The following is a 19,013-nucleotide window of genomic DNA, read 5'->3' on the forward strand; positions in this document are numbered from 1 at the left end:
TAATGAATTTGGTTAATAATAAAATTTCCTTGCTTGGTTATTGCATTGTTTTTCCAATTTTAATTTTCTTTTTACGAAGAATAAGCCAGCAATGCTTCCAACATTTGCTGGTTTTTTTTGGATCACAAATCAATCTTTTTTAGGGGAGCACCCTTATTGTTTTTCCTTCTATTTTAAAATGGATATTATTGGTTTCTAAAATTTTTAATACTTGATCTAAATTTAACTCTCGACTGATTTCGCCATCAAAACTGCGAGCAGGCACACCTTTTTCAAAAACAATATTTACATCATACCATCTGCTTATTTGTTGCATCACATTTTCTAGACTCGTATTGCTGAAGTAAAACAAGCCTTTTCTCCAAGCTATTATCTCGTCTAGATTTTCAAGTTTTTTTACATTTAAAGTTCCTGTTTGAGATTGGGTGGCTTGTTGTCCTGGTTCCAAAAGTGACTTTTCTTTTTTGTTGCTTACGAGTACACTTCCTTCCAAAAGCGTGGTTTTGGTGCTTTTTTCTTCTGGATAGCTATTGATATTAAAATGCGTTCCTAATACCTTTACTTCAATGTCATTTGCGGTAACTATAAAAGGATGATTTTTATCTTTGGCAACTTCAAAGTAAGCTTCTCCTGTAATGGCAACTCTCCTCTCTTTATGAATAAAAGTGGTAGGAAATGTAATAGATGACGAAGCATTGAGCCAAACTTTGGTACCGTCCGAAAGTACCAATTGATATTGTCTTCCTCTTGGAGTTGCCATATTGTTTTGGGCGGCAGTATTGGAGTTACCAGGAGTGTATACTAAAGTTCCGCCTTTCTTGGATATTACAGCACTGTTTTGATTGGCCAAAACACCATTGGCTACACTATCGAGTACAATTTGAGATCCGTCGGCCAATGTAAGTATTGCTCCCGAAGTTCCGGGTGTGATTATGTTTTTCTCTGTAGCTACAATCGTAGGTGTTGAAGTTTTTTTTGTGTATTTGTAAAAACCTATTCCTAACACTAAGAGGACACTTGCTGCAGCAGCAATTCTTCTCCAATTGAACAAAGGTGTTGCAATTTCTTCTTCTTGCTCTTCCTCAGTTTTTGAGTTTGAATTTATTCTTTCTCTTAAAGAGTGAATAAAAGTTGCCGTAGAAAGGGTTTCTGCTTCACTAGTTTGGACCTGATCATAATTTTTTCGAAGGATAGCGTCAAGATCCTTTGCATATAGCGGATCATCAATCATTTGGAGTAAAAGCGCTTTGCCTTCAGTAGAAATTTCTCCTGAAACGTATTGTCGCATTAACTTTTTAAAGACTTCTTTTTGATACATAGTTTTATAGTTTAGGACGCATAGCAACCCTTCTAATCATAAAGACGAGTTGTGGTAGCGAAAGTGGCAATGAAAAAGTAAAAAAAAATAAAAATATTTTATAAAAGCCTGATTAATAGCTTATTTTATGCTGATAAAAAATAAAGAAAGCGTAAAAACTAACCAAAAACACCAGCCGTATTGACTATTCATGTGGATTCTTAAAAAATTGAGTGCCTCTAGTAAATGCCATCTAATGGTTCTCTTGGCAAGACCCAACTCTTTGCTAATATAGTCGGTGTCTTTGCCTTCCAGTCGGCTCAATATAAAGATGGTTTTGCGAGGATCCGTCAATAAATTTGCTCCTTGAAGAATAATCGAATTGAGTTCTTCAAGTTCGTATTGATCGTCGGGTTTAAGGAATAATTCTTGTAGTTTTTCCTCTTTTAAAGAAGCGGTTTCAATCAATTTTTTTCGGATGTGAGTAATGATTAGATTGCGACTTACAATGAAAAGATAATTATCAAAACTTTGAATCTGTTCTAATTTTTCACGTTTTTCCCAAATTTGAATGAATACATCTTGCGCTAATTCTTCGGCAACAGGATACGATTTTACAAAACTTAAGGCGTGAAGCACTACTTTTTTCCAATATTTTCCCACCATTTGAGTATAAGCCAATTCATTGCCAAGAGCAATTTGTGATAGGATCAAAGATTCATCAGAGGCAATAAAAGATGAATTCATAATTGGTTAAAATAATGTTAAGGAAATGCAAACATAGAAAAATATACCAGCATTTACTTTTATTTGATAAAAAAAATATAGTCAATAAAAATGAGGTTTTTCTATTGCATTCTGATAATTAATGGATTAAATATTGAATAAAAATTATATTTTTTCAATAAAAAATGGTTTTTGTTCAAAAAATGAAGGGTATTATGTCTGACATTTTTATTTAGAAACAAATGAACGACAAGTAGGGAAAATGAGAATAAAAAACATTATTCTAAATGAATTTTATCATACTTCATTTTTCTCAAAATTCGTAGCGATTCTTTAAATGACAAATACACTTGCGGAAAAGGTTTGAGTAAGGATTTGGCATCAATCAATTTTTGTTTGGCATCCTCAAATCCGTTGAGGTAGCAAATCATCAAAGTAGAAGGTAAATTTTCTAAGTCTTTTAATTCTCTATCGTTTAGCACTTGTCCTTTTTCTAGTTTGTTTAGCAAAGCTCCATTTGCATTGTAGATGTGATACAACATTTTGGTATTGAATGCTGGAGGTTCAAACAGAAATTTCCTATTTATTTTGTAATAGCCATTGTCATGAAAATGGATGGTTTGTTGTTCCAAAGGATAAAAACTGGTTTTGTCGTTCAAACCCAAAGGAACATATTCAATAATCGTAAAGGTATCTTCGTCAAATGTAATTTCTACCACATTTTGAGCGGAGTAAAACAGCTTAATTTGTTCGTTGATTAGGGCAATGTCTACTCTAGACAAATACGTTTTTCCTTTGTAATGTTTGGCTATTCCCGCCCAGCAAATCACGAACAACTCTTTGAAAACTTTATATTTAGGCGACATATCTTTGTGGCGGAAATTCATAAAATCAATCACGCCATCTAGTGTATAGGCAATGCTGTTGCGTGAATTATTTTCAATCCCAATAACCGTTTCGGTATTTTGATAGTTGCGTTCTATTTCGCCTTCTACCGGAAGTGTATTGCTTCCTCTTCTTATATAAACCGTATTGGCAAGTATGGTATAAATTCCTTTTTTGAAGAAAGAGGTTTTGGGATTGGGTTTTATAGTGACAAGGCCAACGACTTTTTCTTTGGGTAAATTGGGGAAAGGCACATTTTCATACTGAATCTGAGGCGGATTTTCTAGAAAGGCATTCACCAAATTCTGAATCCGACTGTCGTCAAAAAAATCATCGCCCACAATGGCATTGTCTTGATCTTCAACGCCTACGACTATGTATGAATTGTTGGTAGGATTGGAATTGGACAGTGCGCAAATGTGTTTCAAAAACTTGGCTTTCCCTTCTCTAGAATGCAGATTCAATTGTCTTTTTTTATCATAAAAACTACTCTCATCGTTATGAGCCAATAGATTCTTAATAAGCAAGCGTTTATTAATCATAACTAAGGTTGTCTTTTATGGACTTTGGGTTCCTAAAAGTACACTTTTTTGATGGTATAGTAAAGAAAAAGAACTGTCTAGCTTTTTTAAAAAAAATAAAAAACCTAACCACATAGAAAAACCATAGATTTGGTTTAACAGACTTTAAAGTCTTCAAGGTTGGAATATAGTTTAACCGCAGATTCGCAAATTATTATAATTAGTATGAATCTTTTAAAATTTGCGAATCTGCGGTGTAAAATTTTTTAAAAGCTAAAGCGAGATGCACTGAAACGGCATGGTCATAAACTCTATGTTGGAACAGTAAAACCTTTTTAAAAGCTACGAATTCTATCTATGTGGTGATAAAAGGTTAATTCCTTTTTACAATAGTTGGCGAAGCCTGAGCCGTTGGGTACACAATCAAGTCTGCGATGTTGACGTGATAAGGTCGTGTCACCACAAAATGAATAATATCTGCAATATCTTCCGGTCTCAAAGGTGTTAATCCTTTGTAAACAGTAGCAGCACGTTCACTATCGCCTTTAAAACGCACCTCGCTAAACTCCGTTTCAACCATTCCGGGATGAATTCCCCCAACACGAATTCCGTATGGATTCAAATCGATTCGCATACTTTGGTTTAAAGCATCTACCGCATATTTTGAGGCACAATACACATTGCCATTCGGGTACACTTCCTTCCCAGCAATCGAACCAATGTTGATGATGTGTCCAGATTCTTTAGCAATCATTTTAGGAATAATCGCTTTAGAAACATACAGCAATCCTTTGATATTGATATCTATCATAGCGTCCCAATCGTCCATATTCCCATTTTGGATGGAGTCAAGACCGTGCGCATTTCCAGCATTATTTACCAAAATGTCAATATCCGCAAAGGCTTCGGGCAAAGACGCAATGCTTTCAAAAACCGCTTTTTTATCGCGAACATCAAAACACAAGTGGTGAACAGCAGTATAGGCACTCAGTTCTTTTTCCAAAGCTTCCAATCGGTCTTTTCTTCGGCCACAAAGCACAATTTTAAAGTTGTTTTGAGCCAGTAATGTTGCGGTTGCTTTTCCGATACCGCTGGTAGCACCAGTGATTAAGGCAGTTTTTATCATAAAATGTAATTGGATAAGAGTTTAAGAATTTCAGGAACAGTAACAAAGGGAATCATCAGGAGACAAAGTCCCGCTATCCGCTATATCTTTTTTTATAAACCTGCCAGGTTTTTAACACCTGTCAGGTTTATAAAAAAAGGATGCCGCTCCTATCGGGGTTAAAAGGCAACAAATTACCTTTTTGGCATCATTTTCAATACTTACAATTAAGGAACTTCGTTACCCATACTTTCTGTCCAAATCGCAAACCAATCTTCTTGCGACAATTGTAATTCAGTAGCTTTCATCAACGACTGAATACGAGCCACATTTACAGTTCCTGCAATTGGAACAATATGAGCGGGATGTTTTAAAATCCAAGCCAATAAAATCGTGTCGGCACCAATTTCATATTTAGAAACTAGCGTTGCCAATAATTTACGCAAGCGGAAAGTTTGCATATTCTCTTGACGAAAAACACTTCCAAGCGGATTCCAAGACAACGGACGAATTTGGTGCAATTGCATATAATCCAAGCTGCCGTCAAGCATCGGTTGATAATCCGTAGCCGAAAATTGAATTTGGTTAAACGAAATCGGAGTTTTTTGTCGAATCAATTCCGTTTGTGAACTGGTAAAATTCGACACTCCAAAATCAATGATTTTTCCCTCGGATTTTAATTTTTCAACCGCTTCTGCAATTTCGTCGGCTTGCATCAACGGACTTGGTCGGTGTAATAAAAGGACATCAAGGTAGTCCGTCTTTAGGTTTTTCAAGGAATTTTCTACAGACCATAGAATATAGTCTTTCGAATAATCATAATGCTTAATGGTGTTCTTTCTTTTTTCGGCCAGCATTTGAATCCCACATTTAGAAATCAATTGAATTTGCTCTCTTTTTATTTTAGAATTCGAAAGAGCTTTACCAAACTGCGCTTCGGTAGTATAACTGCCATAAATATCGGCGTGATCAAAAGTGGTTATTTTGTTTTCAAAACAGATGTGAATGAGATTTTCCATCTCTTTTGTTTTGAGATTTTTGTCCCAAACGCCCCAATTCATCGCACCAGCAATAATAGGGGATAATGAAGATTTAGTCATGCTTAAAATGTGATTAATGTGTAATTTAACTTTGGAAATAAAGTAATTTTTTCAAAGTTCTTAAAAATTAATAGATAGTATCATAATTCTTACTTAAAATTCGGGAATCTGCCGAATTTTTAACCATTTTTTAACACCAAACGTCTAAAAAAAAATTCAATTTGCACCATCAAAATTAGGGTACAAATATCAAAGCGAATAAAAACGAAACAATGGAAGAAAATACAACGACTTTAGACATTAGAGCAATCAATGAAAAAATAGAACGAGAGAGTGCTTTTATCGATTTGCTTACCATGGAAATGAACAAAGTTATTGTGGGACAGAAACATATGGTAGAGCGATTGCTAATTGGACTTTTAGGTCAAGGACACATTCTATTAGAAGGAGTACCTGGTTTAGCCAAAACCTTAGCGATTAATACCTTGTCTCAAGCCGTTCAAGGGTCATTTAGTAGAATTCAATTTACCCCAGATTTATTGCCAGCCGATGTTGTTGGAACGATGATTTATAACATCAAGCAAAATGAATTCTCTATCAAAAAAGGACCCATTTTTGCCAATTTCGTCCTTGCCGATGAGATCAACCGTGCGCCTGCCAAAGTACAATCAGCTTTACTAGAAGCAATGCAGGAAAAGCAAGTAACCATTGGTGACACTACTTTCAAATTAGACAAACCCTTTTTGGTATTAGCTACACAAAACCCAATTGAGCAAGAAGGAACCTACCAGTTACCAGAAGCACAAGTGGACCGTTTTATGCTTAAAACAGTAATCGACTATCCTAAAATGGAAGACGAACGTTTTGTAATTCGTCAAAATTTAAAAGGAAGCTACGAAAAAGTAAATCCAGTAGTCTCTGTAGAACAAATTTTACGTGCTCAAGAAGCGGTTCGAGAAGTATACATGGACGAAAAAATTGAAAAATACATTTTAGATATTATTTTTGCAACGCGTTATCCTGAGAAATATAAACTAGCCGACCTAAAACCATTAATTAGTTTTGGAGCTTCACCTCGTGGAAGTATCAACTTGGCCAATGCTGCCAAATGTTATGCGTTTATCAAACGTCGTGGCTATGTAATTCCAGAAGATGTTCGCGCTGTGGTTCACGATGTATTGCGTCACCGTATCGGTGTAACCTACGAAGCCGAAGCTGAAAACGTAACTTCGGTAGACATCATCAACAAAATCGTAAACGAAATCGAAGTACCGTAAAAGTTTGTTTATCGTTTAAAGTTTCAAGTTGTTTTGAAACGAACTTGAAACCTTAAACTTTTAAACTTTAAACAAATTAAGAATGGATACAAAAGAGCTTTTAAAAAAAGTACGAAAAATAGAAATCAAAACCAGACGATTGAGCGATCATATCTTCTCTGGTGAGTATCATACCTCTTTCAAAGGCCGCGGAATGACGTTTAGCGAAGTGCGTCAATACCAATATGGTGACGATATTCGCGCGATCGATTGGAATGTAACTGCCCGTTACAACGAAGCCCACGTAAAAGTTTTTGAAGAAGAACGCGAATTGACGATGATGTTAATGGTCGATATTTCGGGTTCTGAAAATTTTGGCTCTACCACTCAGTTCAAAAAAGAAATTGTCATTGAAATTGCCGCAACTATGGCTTTTTCGGCTACTCAAAACAATGACAAAATAGGTTTGATCTTGTTTTCTGACGAAATAGAATTGTACATTCCACCCAAAAAAGGGCGTTCTCACGTTTTGCGTTTGATACGTGAACTCATCGAATTTGAGCCTAAAAGCCATAAAACGGATATCGCTCAAGCCTTGAAATTTCTATCAAGCACTCAAAAAAAGAAAGCAATTGTCTTTATGATTTCTGATTTTATGTGTGAAAATTACGAGCAAACCTTGAAGATTGCTTCTAAAAAGCACGATATTACTGGAATACGAGTGTACGATATTCGCGAAGAAAAAATGCCTAATCTAGGAATGGTGACGATGCTCGATGCCGAAACAGGACGAACTCAATTAATCAATACGGGTTCAAAAACAGTTCGAATGAATTATGAAAAACATTATCAAGATAAAGTAAATTATTTCAAAGAATCTTTTCGTAAGTCAGGCTCAGGAGTAGTGAATACAAGAGTCGATGAAAGTTATGTGACCAAATTATTAAGTTACTTTAAATCTCGTTAAACTAGCTTTTTCAGTCTTTTAAATCGTTGAAAAAGTTAAAGTTAAAAACAAATGAAAATTAAACTTTACCTATTATTTATAGCGCTATCGACTTCTCTTTTTGCTCAGCAAAAACAAGTGCTCACGTCTATAGACACCACCAAAAATAAAATTGGCGCGGAGTTTAAACTAACTCTAAAGACTACGGTAAAAACTACTTCCAAGGTTACTTTTCCTAACCTAAAAAATGTAGGACCACTTGAAGTAATCGAATCCTATCCGATTGACACCGTTAAAAAAAATGACCAACTGGAGTTAATCAAAAAATATGGTTTGACTCAGTTTGATTCTGGAAAATATACCATTCCTTCGGTTAAAATTTTAATCGATAAAAAGCCTTTTTTCTCGGATTCTATTAAAGTAGAAGTAGCCAATGTTGCTGTCGATACTTTGAAACAAAAAATGTACGACATCAAAGGGATCATCAAAGCACAAAATTCGTGGGGCAATTGGTGGTTGTATCTTTTGATAGCTCTTGTTATCATTGGGGCAGTAGCCTATTGGTACCTCAAAATTCGTAAAAAAACAGTGGCACCAGAAGTTGTCGTTTACAAAACGCCTATCGAAAAAGCCACGAGTTTATTGAATACTTTAGAGCAAAAAGAACTTTGGCAAAAAGGCGATGTAAAAGCATATTATAGCGAATTGACAGATATTGCCAGAAATTATATCGAAGAAGCCATAGCCATTCCAGCGATGGAAAGCACCACAGCGGAATTAGTTGCAGGACTAAAAGCGGCTTCTCAGAAAAAGAAAATGAAGTTATCTCAAGAAACGATTGAGAATTTAGAGCGTGTTTTAAAACAAGCGGATTTGGTGAAATTTGCTAAATCAAAACCACTTGATTTCGAAATTACCGAGGATCGAAACAAAATTCAGAAAGCCATTTTAACCTTAGATAATGCAATACCTGTTGTAGTAGAATCTGAAGAGGAAAATGTGTTGAATGAAGCTCAAAAACAAAAACAATTACAACTGCAATTAGAAAAAGAACGCAAAGCCAAAATCAGAACTTATGTTGGTGTTGGTGTAGGAATCGTAGTTGGAATATTCTTATTTTTTGTGGTGACCAAAGGATTTATGTACACCGTACACTCGATTATCGGACATCAAACCAAAGAATTACTAGAAGGCGAATGGGTGAAAAGTCAATACGGAAATCCAGGTGTAATCATTGAAACTCCAGAAGTATTAATGCGTGTCGATTTGAAAAAAGCATTACCAAAAGAAGGTTTGGCCTTAATTAAAGACATGCAATCCTTTGGTTATGGAAGCTTTTTGGATAATTTCTATTTAATGGTCTCTACTTATAGTTTCAAACAAGAAAATGCCCTCGATTTGTCAAAAGCCCTTGATAGTTCTATAAAAATGATGGAATTACAAGGCGCTCAAAATATGCTCGTTAAGCAAGAAGATTTTGAAACGCCTGAAGGACTAAAAGGTATCAAAGGTTACGGAACATTCTCTAAAGTTGACGATAAATCCAATAGCAGTACGAAATTGTATTATGAGATATTATTGTTTAGTCAAAATGGCGGATTGCAACAAATTATGATTTTGCACGAAGAAGGAGATGAGTACGCTATAAAAATAGCAGAACGTATTTTGAATTCTGTTGAATTAAAACTAACAAGAAACTAATGGAAAAAATCACCTTTTTAAATCCTGAGTTTTTTTGGTTGTTCTTGTTTCTACCAGTAGTTATTGCTTGGTTGTTTTGGAAAAAGAACCAGCAAGTAGCCTCGCTTAAAGTGAGTTCTACAGCCGGTTTTCAAGGCAAAAAATCATTTTGGGTGCAGTTGAAACCGTATTTGAGCGTGTTTAGAATTTTGGCCTTAGCGTCGCTGATTATTGCAATGGCAAGACCAAGAACAGTCGATGTAAGCAATAGAACCAAAACCACCAAAGGAATTGATATTGTTATGGCAATAGACGTTTCAGGAAGTATGTTGGCCAAAGATTTAAAGCCCAACCGTATGGAAGCTTTAAAACGTGTGGCGGCGAGTTTCGTTGACGAAAGACCCAATGACCGTATTGGATTGGTAGTGTATGCTGCAGAATCCTACACTAAAACTCCTGTAACTAGTGATAAAGCCATTGTTCAGGAAGCTATCAAAAGCATAAAATACGACAACGTTTTGCAAGACGGAACCGGAATTGGAATGGGATTGGCGACAGCTGTAAACCGATTGAAAGACAGCAAAGCCAAAAGCAAAGTCATTATTCTATTGACGGATGGTGTAAACAATGCTGGTTTTATTGAACCAGAAACGGCTTCAGATATTGCCAGACAATACGGAATCAAAGTCTACACTATCGGTATTGGAACAAATGGAATGGCAATGTTTCCTTATGCAATCGCACCGAACGGAGGCTTTTTGTTCCAAATGATGAAAGTAGAAATCGACGAGCAATTAATGAAAAACATAGCCCGAAAAACCGATGGTAAATATTTTAGAGCGACTAGCAATGACAAATTAGCACAGATTTATAACGAAATCAATAAACTCGAAACGACAGAAATAGAAGAATTGAAGTTCTATGATTATGATGAAAAGTTCAGATTTTTTGTATTGCTAGCGGGACTATTGTTACTTATTGAAGTTGGTTTGAGAAATACAGTGTACAGAAGTTTTATTTAAAGTTAAACACAAAGAAACTAAGTAGGCACAAAGGCCACAAAGTAAATAAAATGAGTGAAAATGATATTTCAAAAATTGTTTTCGAATGTGCTTTAAAAGTACATCAAAAATTAGGGCCAGGTCTTTTGGAAAGTGCATATGAAGAATGTTTGTATTATGAGTTAAATAAGCATAATTTCAAAATTGAAAAGCAAAAAAAATTGCCTTTAATTTATGAAGATGTAAAATTAGACGCTGGTTATAGAATAGATTTACTAATTGATGAGAAATTTATTGTTGAAATTAAAGCTGTTGAAGATTTAACCGATGTTCATTTAGCGCAGTTACTAACTTATTTGAGATTGTCAAATTGCAAACTTGGTTTGCTAATTAATTTTAATGTGAGCTTGTTAAAATATGGCGTAAAACGAGTAATTAATGGGAGGTTGTAAACAATCCGTCATTATAAATTTTAAGATTTTATAAAAAACTTATAATTACATAGAAAAGAATAAATATCAGTTTGCAATTTAACTTGTGAACTTAGTGAAAACTTAGTGCCCTTAGTGGTTAAATACAAATGGAATTAGACGAAAAAAAATATTTATACCTACTCATCCTATTGCCTCTTTTGGTAGTGGTTTTCTTGTACAATTTGTATTGGAAAAGAAAAAAACAACGCGAATTTGGTTCGGTTGAAATGGTGCAAAAGTTGAGTCCAGATAGCTCTAGTTTTAAATCGGTATTGAAATTAATTGTGTTAGTATTGGCTTTTGCCTGCTTGATTTTAGGATTGGTAAATCCTAAAATTGGCACCAAAATGGAAACGGTGAAGCGTGAAGGTATTGATATTGTTTTCGCGGTCGATGTTTCTAAAAGTATGCTGGCAGAGGATATCGCGCCAAGTCGTTTAGAAAAAAGCAAGCAAATCGTCTCTCAAATCATCAACCAACTCGGCAGTGACCGCATTGGCATTGTGGCTTATGCTGGAAGTGCTTTTCCAGTATTGCCAATTACCTCAGATTACGGTGTAGCGAAGATGTTTTTGCAAAGTATGAATACCGACATTGTTTCGTCTCAAGGAACTTCTTTAGACGAAGCGATTAAATTATCGGCTACTTATTTTGATGAAAAAAGCAAAACGAGTAAATTGATGATTATGATTTCGGATGGAGAAGACCATTCTGAAGGAGCTGAAAGCGCCGCCGAAGAAGCCAATAAAATTGGTATGAAAATCATCACCATTGGTGTCGGAACAGAAAAAGGAGGTACGATTCCTTTGCGCCGAAACGGTGTGATTGAAAGCTATAAAAGAGACAAGGACAATCAAATTGTTATCACAAAATTGAATCCAGAAAGCTTGAAAAGTATTGCAAAAGCGACGAATGGGAATTATGTAAACGGTGCAAATACCAAAGAAGTGTTAGAATTCGTAAAAAACACTTTGGATAAAATCCAAAAAACAGAATTTGAAGCGACTGAAATGGCAGAGTATCAATCTCAATTTCAATGGTTTTTAGCGATTGGTTTTCTGTTGCTTTTGGTAGATGTTTTTCTGTTAGAGCGCAAAACAAGTTGGGTGAAAAAATTGAATTTGTTTAACGAGAAATAAAGTTTTCTAACCTCCCAATGTGAAGTTGATAAATGTACTTGAAAGTGATAAAATACAAAATTACAAATGATTAAAAAATATTTCATATTCCTTTTCTTGTTTTCCCTATTGGGGCTAGGAGGCTTATTTGCTCAACAAAAAGACAAAGCTTTGCCAAAAGCCAATGAAGAGTTTTCAGAAAAAAAGTTTGTAGAAGCGGAGGCAAATTATAGAATTTCACAATCGAAATTCCCAAACCGAACGGTAGCTCCTTACAATTTAGGTAATGCCATTTACAAGCAAAATCAAAATGCCGAAGCACAATACGCCTATGTCGAAGCACTACGCAAAGCAAAAGTAAAATCGCAAAAGCACAAGATATTGCACAACTTGGGGAATACTTTTATGAAAGATAAAAATTATGAAGCCGCAGTTGATGCTTATAAAAACGCTTTACGTTCTAATCCCGAAGATGAAGAAACGCGTTACAATTACGCTTTGGCCAAAAAAATGCTAAAAGACAATCCACCGAAAAACGATAAGGATAATAAAAAAGACAAAGACAAGGATAAAGATAAGAAGGACGACAAGAAAGACGGAGATAAGGACAAAGACAAAAAAGACGATAAAGGCGATCAGGACAAAAAACAAGATCCTAATCAAAACGAGCAAAAAAACAGCAAAAATCAAGATCAAAAAGGACAACCCAAACCAAAACCTGGCGATATTTCTAAAGACCGTTTAGAAAACCTTTTGGATGCTGTAAACAACGAAGAAAAGAAAATTCAAGATAAAGTAAAAGCCAAACAAGGCCAAGGAAAACCAGTTCAAACCGAAAAAGATTGGTAATTCAAAAACCGCATTTTAAAATGAAAAAATTTATTGCAGTTGCACTTTTTATAATTGCTAACCCACTTCTGGCTCAAGTTCAATTCGAGACACGAGTGAGTAAAAACACTTTGGCATTAAACGAACGCCTTCGTGTTGACTTTATTATGAATGTAGATGGTGATAATTTTATTCAACCTTCCTTCGATGGCTTCCGAATCATCGCAGGACCTAGCCAACAAGTAAGTCAATCGTGGGTGAACGGAAGAAGCTCTTTTGAAAAAGTGTATTCTTATTTTTTGTTGCCTACTCGAAAAGGAGCTTTGGTGATTAAGCAAGCCGCGATTGAGTTCAATGGTCAGGTATACAAAACATCTCCCGTAAAGATTACGGTAACCAATGCAGTACAGCAAAGTCAGGAAGAGAATGACGGCCAAATTTCTGCCGATAACAATTTATATTTAGTAGCCGATGTTTCTAAAACCAATCCGTACATCAATGAACCCATTACGGTTGTGTATAAATTGTATTTCAGCTACAATATTGGAATTGGAGTAAACTGGGAAGAAAAGAGTAAACCAAAATACAATGATTTTTGGAGCCAAAATATTGATATCAAGCAACTGGTTCCTGAAGAGGGAATGTTTAGAGGGGAACGTTTTAGGTATGTAGTTCTTCGTAAAACGGTTTTGTATCCTCAAAAATCAGGGAAGTTAGTGATAGAGCCACTTTCATTAGATATACCTGTTCAATTGCCCACCAATAGAAGAGATATGTTTGGGCAATTTATTGTAAAAGATGTAACTAAGAATGTAACTACAGGAGCAAAAACCATTGCAGTAAAAGGATTGCCAGAATCCGGTAAACCAGCAGATTTTTCCGGCGCCGTGGGAACTTTTGATTTTAAAGTTACACCAAGTAAAACAACGCTGCACAATGGAGAAAGTTTAGAGTTGGTAGTAAGCGCCGCTGGAAAAGGCAATCTTAAATTATTCACCTTACCCAAACCTGTAGTTCCAAATGCCTTAGAAATGTATGACCCTGTTCATTCGGAATCCGTAAATACACCGCTTTCTGGAATGGCAGGTAAGATTTCGGATAGTTATACCATTATTCCGCAGTTCAAAGGAACCTATCCGATTAAACCAATGCAGTTCTCTTATTTTGATTTGAATTCGGGCAGCTATAAAACGATTACTTCACCAGAAATTTTAGTCACTGTTTTGGATGGCCCGACGGCTACAGATAGTACTGCAGTGGCGAGCACCGCTAAAAATAAAATCAGTAATGTAGAGCAATTCAAATTCATCAAGCTCAAAACAGAACTTGCCGATGTTCACGCAAAGGATTTCTTAGGATCCAATAGCTTTTATGCATTGTTATTGCTTCCTTTTGGAATAATTCCTTTGATTGTTATTTTCAAAAAGAAAAAAGAAGCCATAGATAGCGATGTCTTTGGTAACCGAATCAAAATGAACAATAAATTGGCTAAAAAATATTTGTCGGAAGCCAAAAAACAAATTGCGAACAAAGAGTTGTTCTATGTGGCACTCGAAAAAGCGATGCATAATTTCTTAAAAGCCAAATTACACATCGAGACTTCAGAAATGAGTAAAGATAACATTCAAGAATTATTGTTGTCTAGAAAAGCCAATCCTGAAGCTGTAAACGATTTTATTGCCTTGACAGAAAATTGTGAGATTGCGCGTTATGCGCCTTCATCTAGCGCCTCGATTCAGCAAGATTTTGATAAAGCCGTCGAGATTATTTCGGGATTAGAAAAACAAATTGTGTAAACCACAAAGCATAGAAGTGTAAACAAGAATAATTGAGTGAGCACTATAAAATAGTGTTCTTAGTGCTTTCTTTGTGATCCTTGTGTTTAAAATTTAAACAAATTATGAAAAATATAGTTTATTTATTATTGTTTATAACCAGTGTTTTAACTGCTCAAAATGGTTTTGAAGCGGGGAATGCATTATACAAAAAAGGGCAGTACGAACAAGCCATTCAGGCCTACGAATCGGTGGTTCAAACAGAAAAAAAAGTATCGGCCGATTTGTATTTTAATTTGGGCAATTGTTATTACAAACTCAATCAAGTCGCGCCAGCTATTTATAATTACGAAAAGGCGTTGGTTTTAAAACCCCATGACAATGAGATTCAAAACAATTTGAAATTTGCCCAAAAAAGAACCATAGACGAGATTAAAGTCGTTCCCAAAGTAGGTTTCGAGAAGTTAGTACATGATTTCACATCATTCTTTCATTATGATACTTGGGGATGGATTGCTATAGGGTTTGCGCTATTGTTTTTACTTTTCTTTTTAGGCTATTATTTTGGTCAAACTTCAGTAGCGAAACGAGTGTTTTTCTTTGGCATGTTTTTTTGGTTACTTTTAGTTTTGATTAGTGTTTTTGCAGGTTATTTTGAGCAAAGTCATTTTAAAAATGATAGACCAGCTATACTTTTTGCAGAAAGTACCGAAGTAAAAAGTGAGCCACAAGCTGCAAGTCTGACTGTAATAATCCTCCATGAAGGCACCAAAGTTTATGTACTAGAAAGGCTAGAACAATGGCGAAAAGTACAACTCACGGACGGCACTGAAGGCTGGTTGAACGCGAATTCTATTAAAGAAGTGAAGTAAATGTTAAGGTGAATTTTCTTAAAAACGGGTGTTTCTATTGTTGAGAAACACCCGTTTTTTGCTTAAAAGCTTATGTTTTTAGGGTGTTTTTTGGGGAAATTATGTTAAAATTAGCATTCCTGCAATTATATTGAATTCGCAATTTAATTTAGATATAATTTTTAATACCTGTTTGATTTGTGTTAAATCTAAAAATATGTGTTGGGTATTTTATAATTAATGTAATATAAAATTTACTGAATTCCTTTGTTTTCGAGGGTTCGCAATGGATTGCTGTTTTTTTTATTAAGAAATTGTTAAGATTTTTGTCGCATAACTAAATCAAAATTCAAGTTTATGCGATCAAAATTCAAATGGATTTTTTCTTTGCTATTGGCTTTGTCAATGCAATTAGTTTTCGCTCAAGTGAAAACTGTTTCGGGTACTGTTACAGACCAAACAGGTGCTGTACCAGGAGTTAATATTGTCATCAGCGGTACTAGAGTTAGTACTCAAACTGGTTTCGATGGTAAGTATTCCATAAAAGCTAAACAAGGCGACGTTCTTGTTTTTTCATTCTTGGGGATGGATACGGTGAAAATGAATGTAGGAGTATCTAGTACATTAGATGTAAAGATGAAAGATACTGGAGCACAAAACTTAGAAGAAGTTGTTGTAGTGGCATACGGTAAAACCAAAAAATCTTCCTATACAGGTTCCGCAACAGCAGTTTTAGGTGAAGCATTGGAAGGTAGATCAGTAACGAATGTTCTATCTGGTTTAGAAGGTGCTGTTTCCGGAGTTCAAATTCAAAGTGCTGCAGGTCAACCAGGATCATCACCAACTATTAGAATTAGAGGATTTAGCTCTATTAATGGTTCAAATACTCCTCTTTATATATTAGATGGAGTTCCGTTTACTGGTGATTTGAGCAGTATTAATGCAGCTGACATATCAAGTATGACTGTGTTAAAAGATGCGGCTTCTACTTCTTTATATGGTTCTAAAGCTGCCAATGGTGTAGTAATGATTACTACAAAAACAGGAAAGTCAACCAAGGAAAAGTTCACATTAAACATTAGTACAGGATTATCTTCAAGGTCAATACCTGAGTATCAAAGAGTAGATGCTTTTCAATATTATCCTTTGATTTGGGAAGCTGTTCGTAACAGTAGAAATTTATCCACACCAGCTAATATTGCAGCGGCAAATGCTTATGCCTCAGCTAATACACCTATTTTTTTAGTTGAGAATCCATTTAATGTGCCTAATAATTCTATTGTAGGGTTAGATGGTAAAATTAATCCAAATGCTAAGCTTTTGTACGCGGATGATTTAGATTGGGAGAAAAAATTGAGTAGAGCAGGCGTACGAAAAAGTGTTGATTTTTCTTATCAAGGCAAAACAGAGAAAACAGATTACTTTGCTTCTTTAAGTAATCTTGATGAAGAAGGGAATATAAAAGGATCTCAGTTTAGAAGAGCTACTGCTCGTCTTAATATTAATACCAAGCATAAAGAATGGTTTAAAACAGGGATTAATTTAACAGGTGTTTTATCTGAATCAAATAATGCCGTAGACGGGGTTGATAATACAAGTAGTTTTAATAATCCTTTTAGAACGATTCGTTATATGGGGCCAATATTCTCAGTATATAAGCATAATCCAGATGGTAGTGTGATTTTAGATGGAATTGGTAATCCAGTGTATTCAGATATAAGAGCCTCTGATGCTTCTAATGGAAGAAATGTTGTTTATGAAACTCTTAACAATATTGACAAAGACAAGAGCATGGCTATTAATGCCAGAGCTTATGCTGAATTCAAGTTTTTAAAAGACTTTTCGTTTAAAACTAATGTAGCAATAGATAGAACATCAATTAATAATAGTGTGTATTGGAATCCGGTTATTAGTGATGCTGCACCAGATGGATTATCTGCTAAGGAAAATAGTGTGTTAAGCGGTATTACCTTTAATCAAATTTTAGATTATAATAAAACTATAAATGGTCATAATTTTTCTGCATTGCTGGGTCATGAAAGTTTTGATTATGAATTTAACTTCTTGACAGGTACTAAAAGAAAGTTGATTAGTGCTAATAATACTGAATTTATAAATTTTGTTACTACAAGTGATCTTAATTCTTATACAAGAAATTATGCTACTGAATCATATTTCTCTAGAATTGGATACGATTATTTGACGAAGTATATTATTTCTGGTTCATTTAGACGAGATGGTTCTTCAAAGTTCGCTAAAGATAATAGATGGGGTAATTTTTGGTCAGTAGGTTTGGCATGGGTAGTTTCAAATGAAAATTTCTTGAAAGATTCCGAATGGATAAACGACTTTAAAATACGAGGATCTAGAGGTGAGGTTGGAAATGATTCACATATTAGTAATGGAGGCTTGAACTATTATGTAAGTCAGCCTACGTTTTCTAATGGATTTTCAAACGGTTCCGAAGGTGGTTTTGTAGCTAATGGACCTGGTGCAGCAGATTTGAAATGGGAAAAGAATACGCAATCTGATATAGGAATTGAATTTACTTTATTTAAAAATAGACTTAAGGGATCTGTTGAATATTATAAAAGAGAAACAGATGGTTTGATTTTTAATGTTCCTAATCCTTTAACTTCTGGACTTGATAATAGAGTAGAGAATATTGGATCTATGTTTAATAGTGGTATTGAAGTTTCTTTGGATGTTACATTGATTAAAACACAAGATTTTTCATGGAATTTTAATGTAAATGCTTCGACTATTAAAAACGAAATAACAAAATTACCACAAAGTGAAATCATCACAGGAACAAAAAAATATTCTATTGGAAGTTCAATTTTTGATTATTGGTTAAGAGATTGGTATGGTGTAGATCCAACTGATGGATATGCACTTTATGTTATCGATCCGAATTATTTACCAGCAAATGGTGCAGTAGACCCAACTTATAGAGTTGTAAATGGAGTTAATGTTACTACTGATCAAAATAAGGCATTGTTTCATTATGCAGATACTTCATTACCTGATTTATTCGGGAGTTTTACAAATTCCTTTAAGTATGGTGGTTTTCAATTAGATGTATTAGTTGCTTATCAATTAGGAGGAAAAACTTATGATAGTAACTATGCTAGTTTAATGCATACTGGAGTTAATTACGGTTCTGCATTGAGTACTGATATTTTAGGAAGATGGCAAAAGCCAGGCGATGTAACGGATGTTCCAAGATTAGATGTCAATAGAAATGTTCAATCTTCAGCAGCATCTGATAGATGGTTGGTAGATTCTGATTATTTATCATTACGTCAAATTACAATGTCTTACAATTTGCCTTCAAAATTTGTTGGAAAAATAGGTGTAGATGGTATTCGATTTTTTGCTAATGGAGAAAATTTAATGTTATTTACAAAAAGAGTTGGATTAGATCCTACACAAAATTTAAACGGAACAACACAAAATAGGTTTTCACCTGCTAGATTAATTTCTTTAGGTCTTAATTTAAACTTTTAAT

15 protein-coding genes are annotated in these 19,013 nt (G+C 34.8%); 10 read left to right on the forward strand and 5 right to left on the reverse strand.

Features of this window, described 5'->3' with window-relative positions; translation table 11 throughout:
* Nucleotides 1-139: 139 nt before the first annotated feature.
* From FLB_RS11115 to FLB_RS11135, 5 genes are all read right to left on the reverse strand, one after another.
* The gene (locus tag FLB_RS11115; RefSeq protein WP_064716021.1) at nucleotides 140-1,318 is read right to left on the reverse strand and encodes a FecR family protein; all 1,179 of its coding nucleotides are present in this window, start codon (nucleotides 1,316-1,318) and stop codon (nucleotides 140-142) included.
* Nucleotides 1,319-1,438: 120 nt separating this feature from the next.
* Nucleotides 1,439-2,044 carry a sigma-70 family RNA polymerase sigma factor gene (locus FLB_RS11120; protein WP_064716022.1) on the reverse strand — a complete coding sequence of 202 codons (606 nt, stop codon included), beginning with the start codon at nucleotides 2,042-2,044 and terminating at the stop codon, nucleotides 1,439-1,441.
* A 257-nt stretch (nucleotides 2,045-2,301) separates the two neighbouring features.
* A complete protein-coding gene (locus FLB_RS11125; protein ID WP_064716023.1) occupies nucleotides 2,302-3,450 on the reverse strand; it encodes an ATP-binding protein in 1,149 nt (382 codons plus the stop codon).
* Nucleotides 3,451-3,802: 352 nt separating this feature from the next.
* Nucleotides 3,803-4,555 carry an SDR family NAD(P)-dependent oxidoreductase gene (locus FLB_RS11130; RefSeq protein WP_064716024.1) on the reverse strand — a complete coding sequence of 251 codons (753 nt, stop codon included), beginning with the start codon at nucleotides 4,553-4,555 and terminating at the stop codon, nucleotides 3,803-3,805.
* Nucleotides 4,556-4,761: 206 nt separating this feature from the next.
* Entirely contained in the window at nucleotides 4,762-5,634 is an 873-nt protein-coding gene (locus FLB_RS11135) for an aldo/keto reductase family oxidoreductase (protein ID WP_064716025.1), read from the reverse strand.
* Between the two features lie 212 nt (nucleotides 5,635-5,846).
* Between FLB_RS11135 and FLB_RS11140 the strand changes: the two genes are divergently transcribed.
* The 10 genes from FLB_RS11140 (at nucleotide 5,847) to FLB_RS11185 (ending at nucleotide 19,012) form a co-directional block, all read left to right on the forward strand.
* Nucleotides 5,847-6,851 carry an AAA family ATPase gene (locus tag FLB_RS11140; RefSeq protein ID WP_064716026.1) on the forward strand — a complete coding sequence of 335 codons (1,005 nt, stop codon included), beginning with the start codon at nucleotides 5,847-5,849 and terminating at the stop codon, nucleotides 6,849-6,851.
* 82 nt (nucleotides 6,852-6,933) lie between these two features.
* Complete coding sequence (locus FLB_RS11145) at nucleotides 6,934-7,797, forward strand: DUF58 domain-containing protein (protein WP_064716027.1); 864 nt, start codon at nucleotides 6,934-6,936, stop codon at nucleotides 7,795-7,797.
* 51 nt (nucleotides 7,798-7,848) lie between these two features.
* Nucleotides 7,849-9,477 carry a hypothetical protein gene (locus tag FLB_RS11150; protein WP_064716028.1) on the forward strand — a complete coding sequence of 543 codons (1,629 nt, stop codon included), beginning with the start codon at nucleotides 7,849-7,851 and terminating at the stop codon, nucleotides 9,475-9,477.
* Entirely contained in the window at nucleotides 9,477-10,478 is a 1,002-nt protein-coding gene (locus FLB_RS11155; protein WP_064716029.1) for a vWA domain-containing protein, read from the forward strand. Before FLB_RS11150 ends, FLB_RS11155 begins: the two co-directional genes overlap by 1 nt.
* 50 nt (nucleotides 10,479-10,528) lie before the next feature.
* Nucleotides 10,529-10,909 carry a GxxExxY protein gene (locus FLB_RS11160; protein WP_064716030.1) on the forward strand — a complete coding sequence of 127 codons (381 nt, stop codon included), beginning with the start codon at nucleotides 10,529-10,531 and terminating at the stop codon, nucleotides 10,907-10,909.
* 128 nt (nucleotides 10,910-11,037) lie between these two features.
* On the forward strand, nucleotides 11,038-12,069 hold the full coding sequence (locus FLB_RS11165; protein ID WP_064716031.1) for a VWA domain-containing protein: 1,032 nt from the start codon (nucleotides 11,038-11,040) through the stop codon (nucleotides 12,067-12,069).
* A 66-nt stretch (nucleotides 12,070-12,135) separates the two neighbouring features.
* A complete protein-coding gene (locus tag FLB_RS11170; protein WP_064716032.1) occupies nucleotides 12,136-12,897 on the forward strand; it encodes a tetratricopeptide repeat protein in 762 nt (253 codons plus the stop codon).
* A gap of 20 nt (nucleotides 12,898-12,917) precedes the next feature.
* Entirely contained in the window at nucleotides 12,918-14,672 is a 1,755-nt protein-coding gene (locus FLB_RS11175) for a BatD family protein (protein WP_064716033.1), read from the forward strand.
* Nucleotides 14,673-14,776: 104 nt separating this feature from the next.
* On the forward strand, nucleotides 14,777-15,523 hold the full coding sequence (locus tag FLB_RS11180) for a tetratricopeptide repeat protein (protein ID WP_064716034.1): 747 nt from the start codon (nucleotides 14,777-14,779) through the stop codon (nucleotides 15,521-15,523).
* Between the two features lie 336 nt (nucleotides 15,524-15,859).
* On the forward strand, nucleotides 15,860-19,012 hold the full coding sequence (locus tag FLB_RS11185) for a SusC/RagA family TonB-linked outer membrane protein (RefSeq protein ID WP_064716035.1): 3,153 nt from the start codon (nucleotides 15,860-15,862) through the stop codon (nucleotides 19,010-19,012).
* Nucleotide 19,013: the final 1 nt, after the last annotated feature.

Source organism: Flavobacterium succinicans, from assembly GCF_001662485.1.
GTDB lineage: Bacteria > Bacteroidota > Bacteroidia > Flavobacteriales > Flavobacteriaceae > Flavobacterium > Flavobacterium succinicans_A.

Excerpts from the sequence above, each read along its gene's own strand:
- FLB_RS11185 (WP_064716035.1), top strand. The coding sequence starts at position 15,860 with ATGCGATCAAAATTCAAATGGATTTTTTCTTTGCTATTGGCTTTGTCA.
- FLB_RS11155 (WP_064716029.1), top strand. The coding sequence starts at position 9,477 with ATGGAAAAAATCACCTTTTTAAATCCTGAGTTTTTTTGGTTGTTCTTG.
- FLB_RS11125 (WP_064716023.1), bottom strand. The coding sequence starts at position 3,450 with ATGATTAATAAACGCTTGCTTATTAAGAATCTATTGGCTCATAACGAT.
- FLB_RS11180 (WP_064716034.1), top strand. The coding sequence starts at position 14,777 with ATGAAAAATATAGTTTATTTATTATTGTTTATAACCAGTGTTTTAACT.
- FLB_RS11120 (WP_064716022.1), bottom strand. The coding sequence starts at position 2,044 with ATGAATTCATCTTTTATTGCCTCTGATGAATCTTTGATCCTATCACAA.
- FLB_RS11130 (WP_064716024.1), bottom strand. The coding sequence starts at position 4,555 with ATGATAAAAACTGCCTTAATCACTGGTGCTACCAGCGGTATCGGAAAA.
- FLB_RS11135 (WP_064716025.1), bottom strand. The coding sequence starts at position 5,634 with ATGACTAAATCTTCATTATCCCCTATTATTGCTGGTGCGATGAATTGG.
- FLB_RS11140 (WP_064716026.1), top strand. The coding sequence starts at position 5,847 with ATGGAAGAAAATACAACGACTTTAGACATTAGAGCAATCAATGAAAAA.
- FLB_RS11170 (WP_064716032.1), top strand. The coding sequence starts at position 12,136 with ATGATTAAAAAATATTTCATATTCCTTTTCTTGTTTTCCCTATTGGGG.
- FLB_RS11150 (WP_064716028.1), top strand. The coding sequence starts at position 7,849 with ATGAAAATTAAACTTTACCTATTATTTATAGCGCTATCGACTTCTCTT.
- FLB_RS11175 (WP_064716033.1), top strand. The coding sequence starts at position 12,918 with ATGAAAAAATTTATTGCAGTTGCACTTTTTATAATTGCTAACCCACTT.
- FLB_RS11115 (WP_064716021.1), bottom strand. The coding sequence starts at position 1,318 with ATGTATCAAAAAGAAGTCTTTAAAAAGTTAATGCGACAATACGTTTCA.
- FLB_RS11165 (WP_064716031.1), top strand. The coding sequence starts at position 11,038 with ATGGAATTAGACGAAAAAAAATATTTATACCTACTCATCCTATTGCCT.
- FLB_RS11145 (WP_064716027.1), top strand. The coding sequence starts at position 6,934 with ATGGATACAAAAGAGCTTTTAAAAAAAGTACGAAAAATAGAAATCAAA.
- FLB_RS11160 (WP_064716030.1), top strand. The coding sequence starts at position 10,529 with ATGAGTGAAAATGATATTTCAAAAATTGTTTTCGAATGTGCTTTAAAA.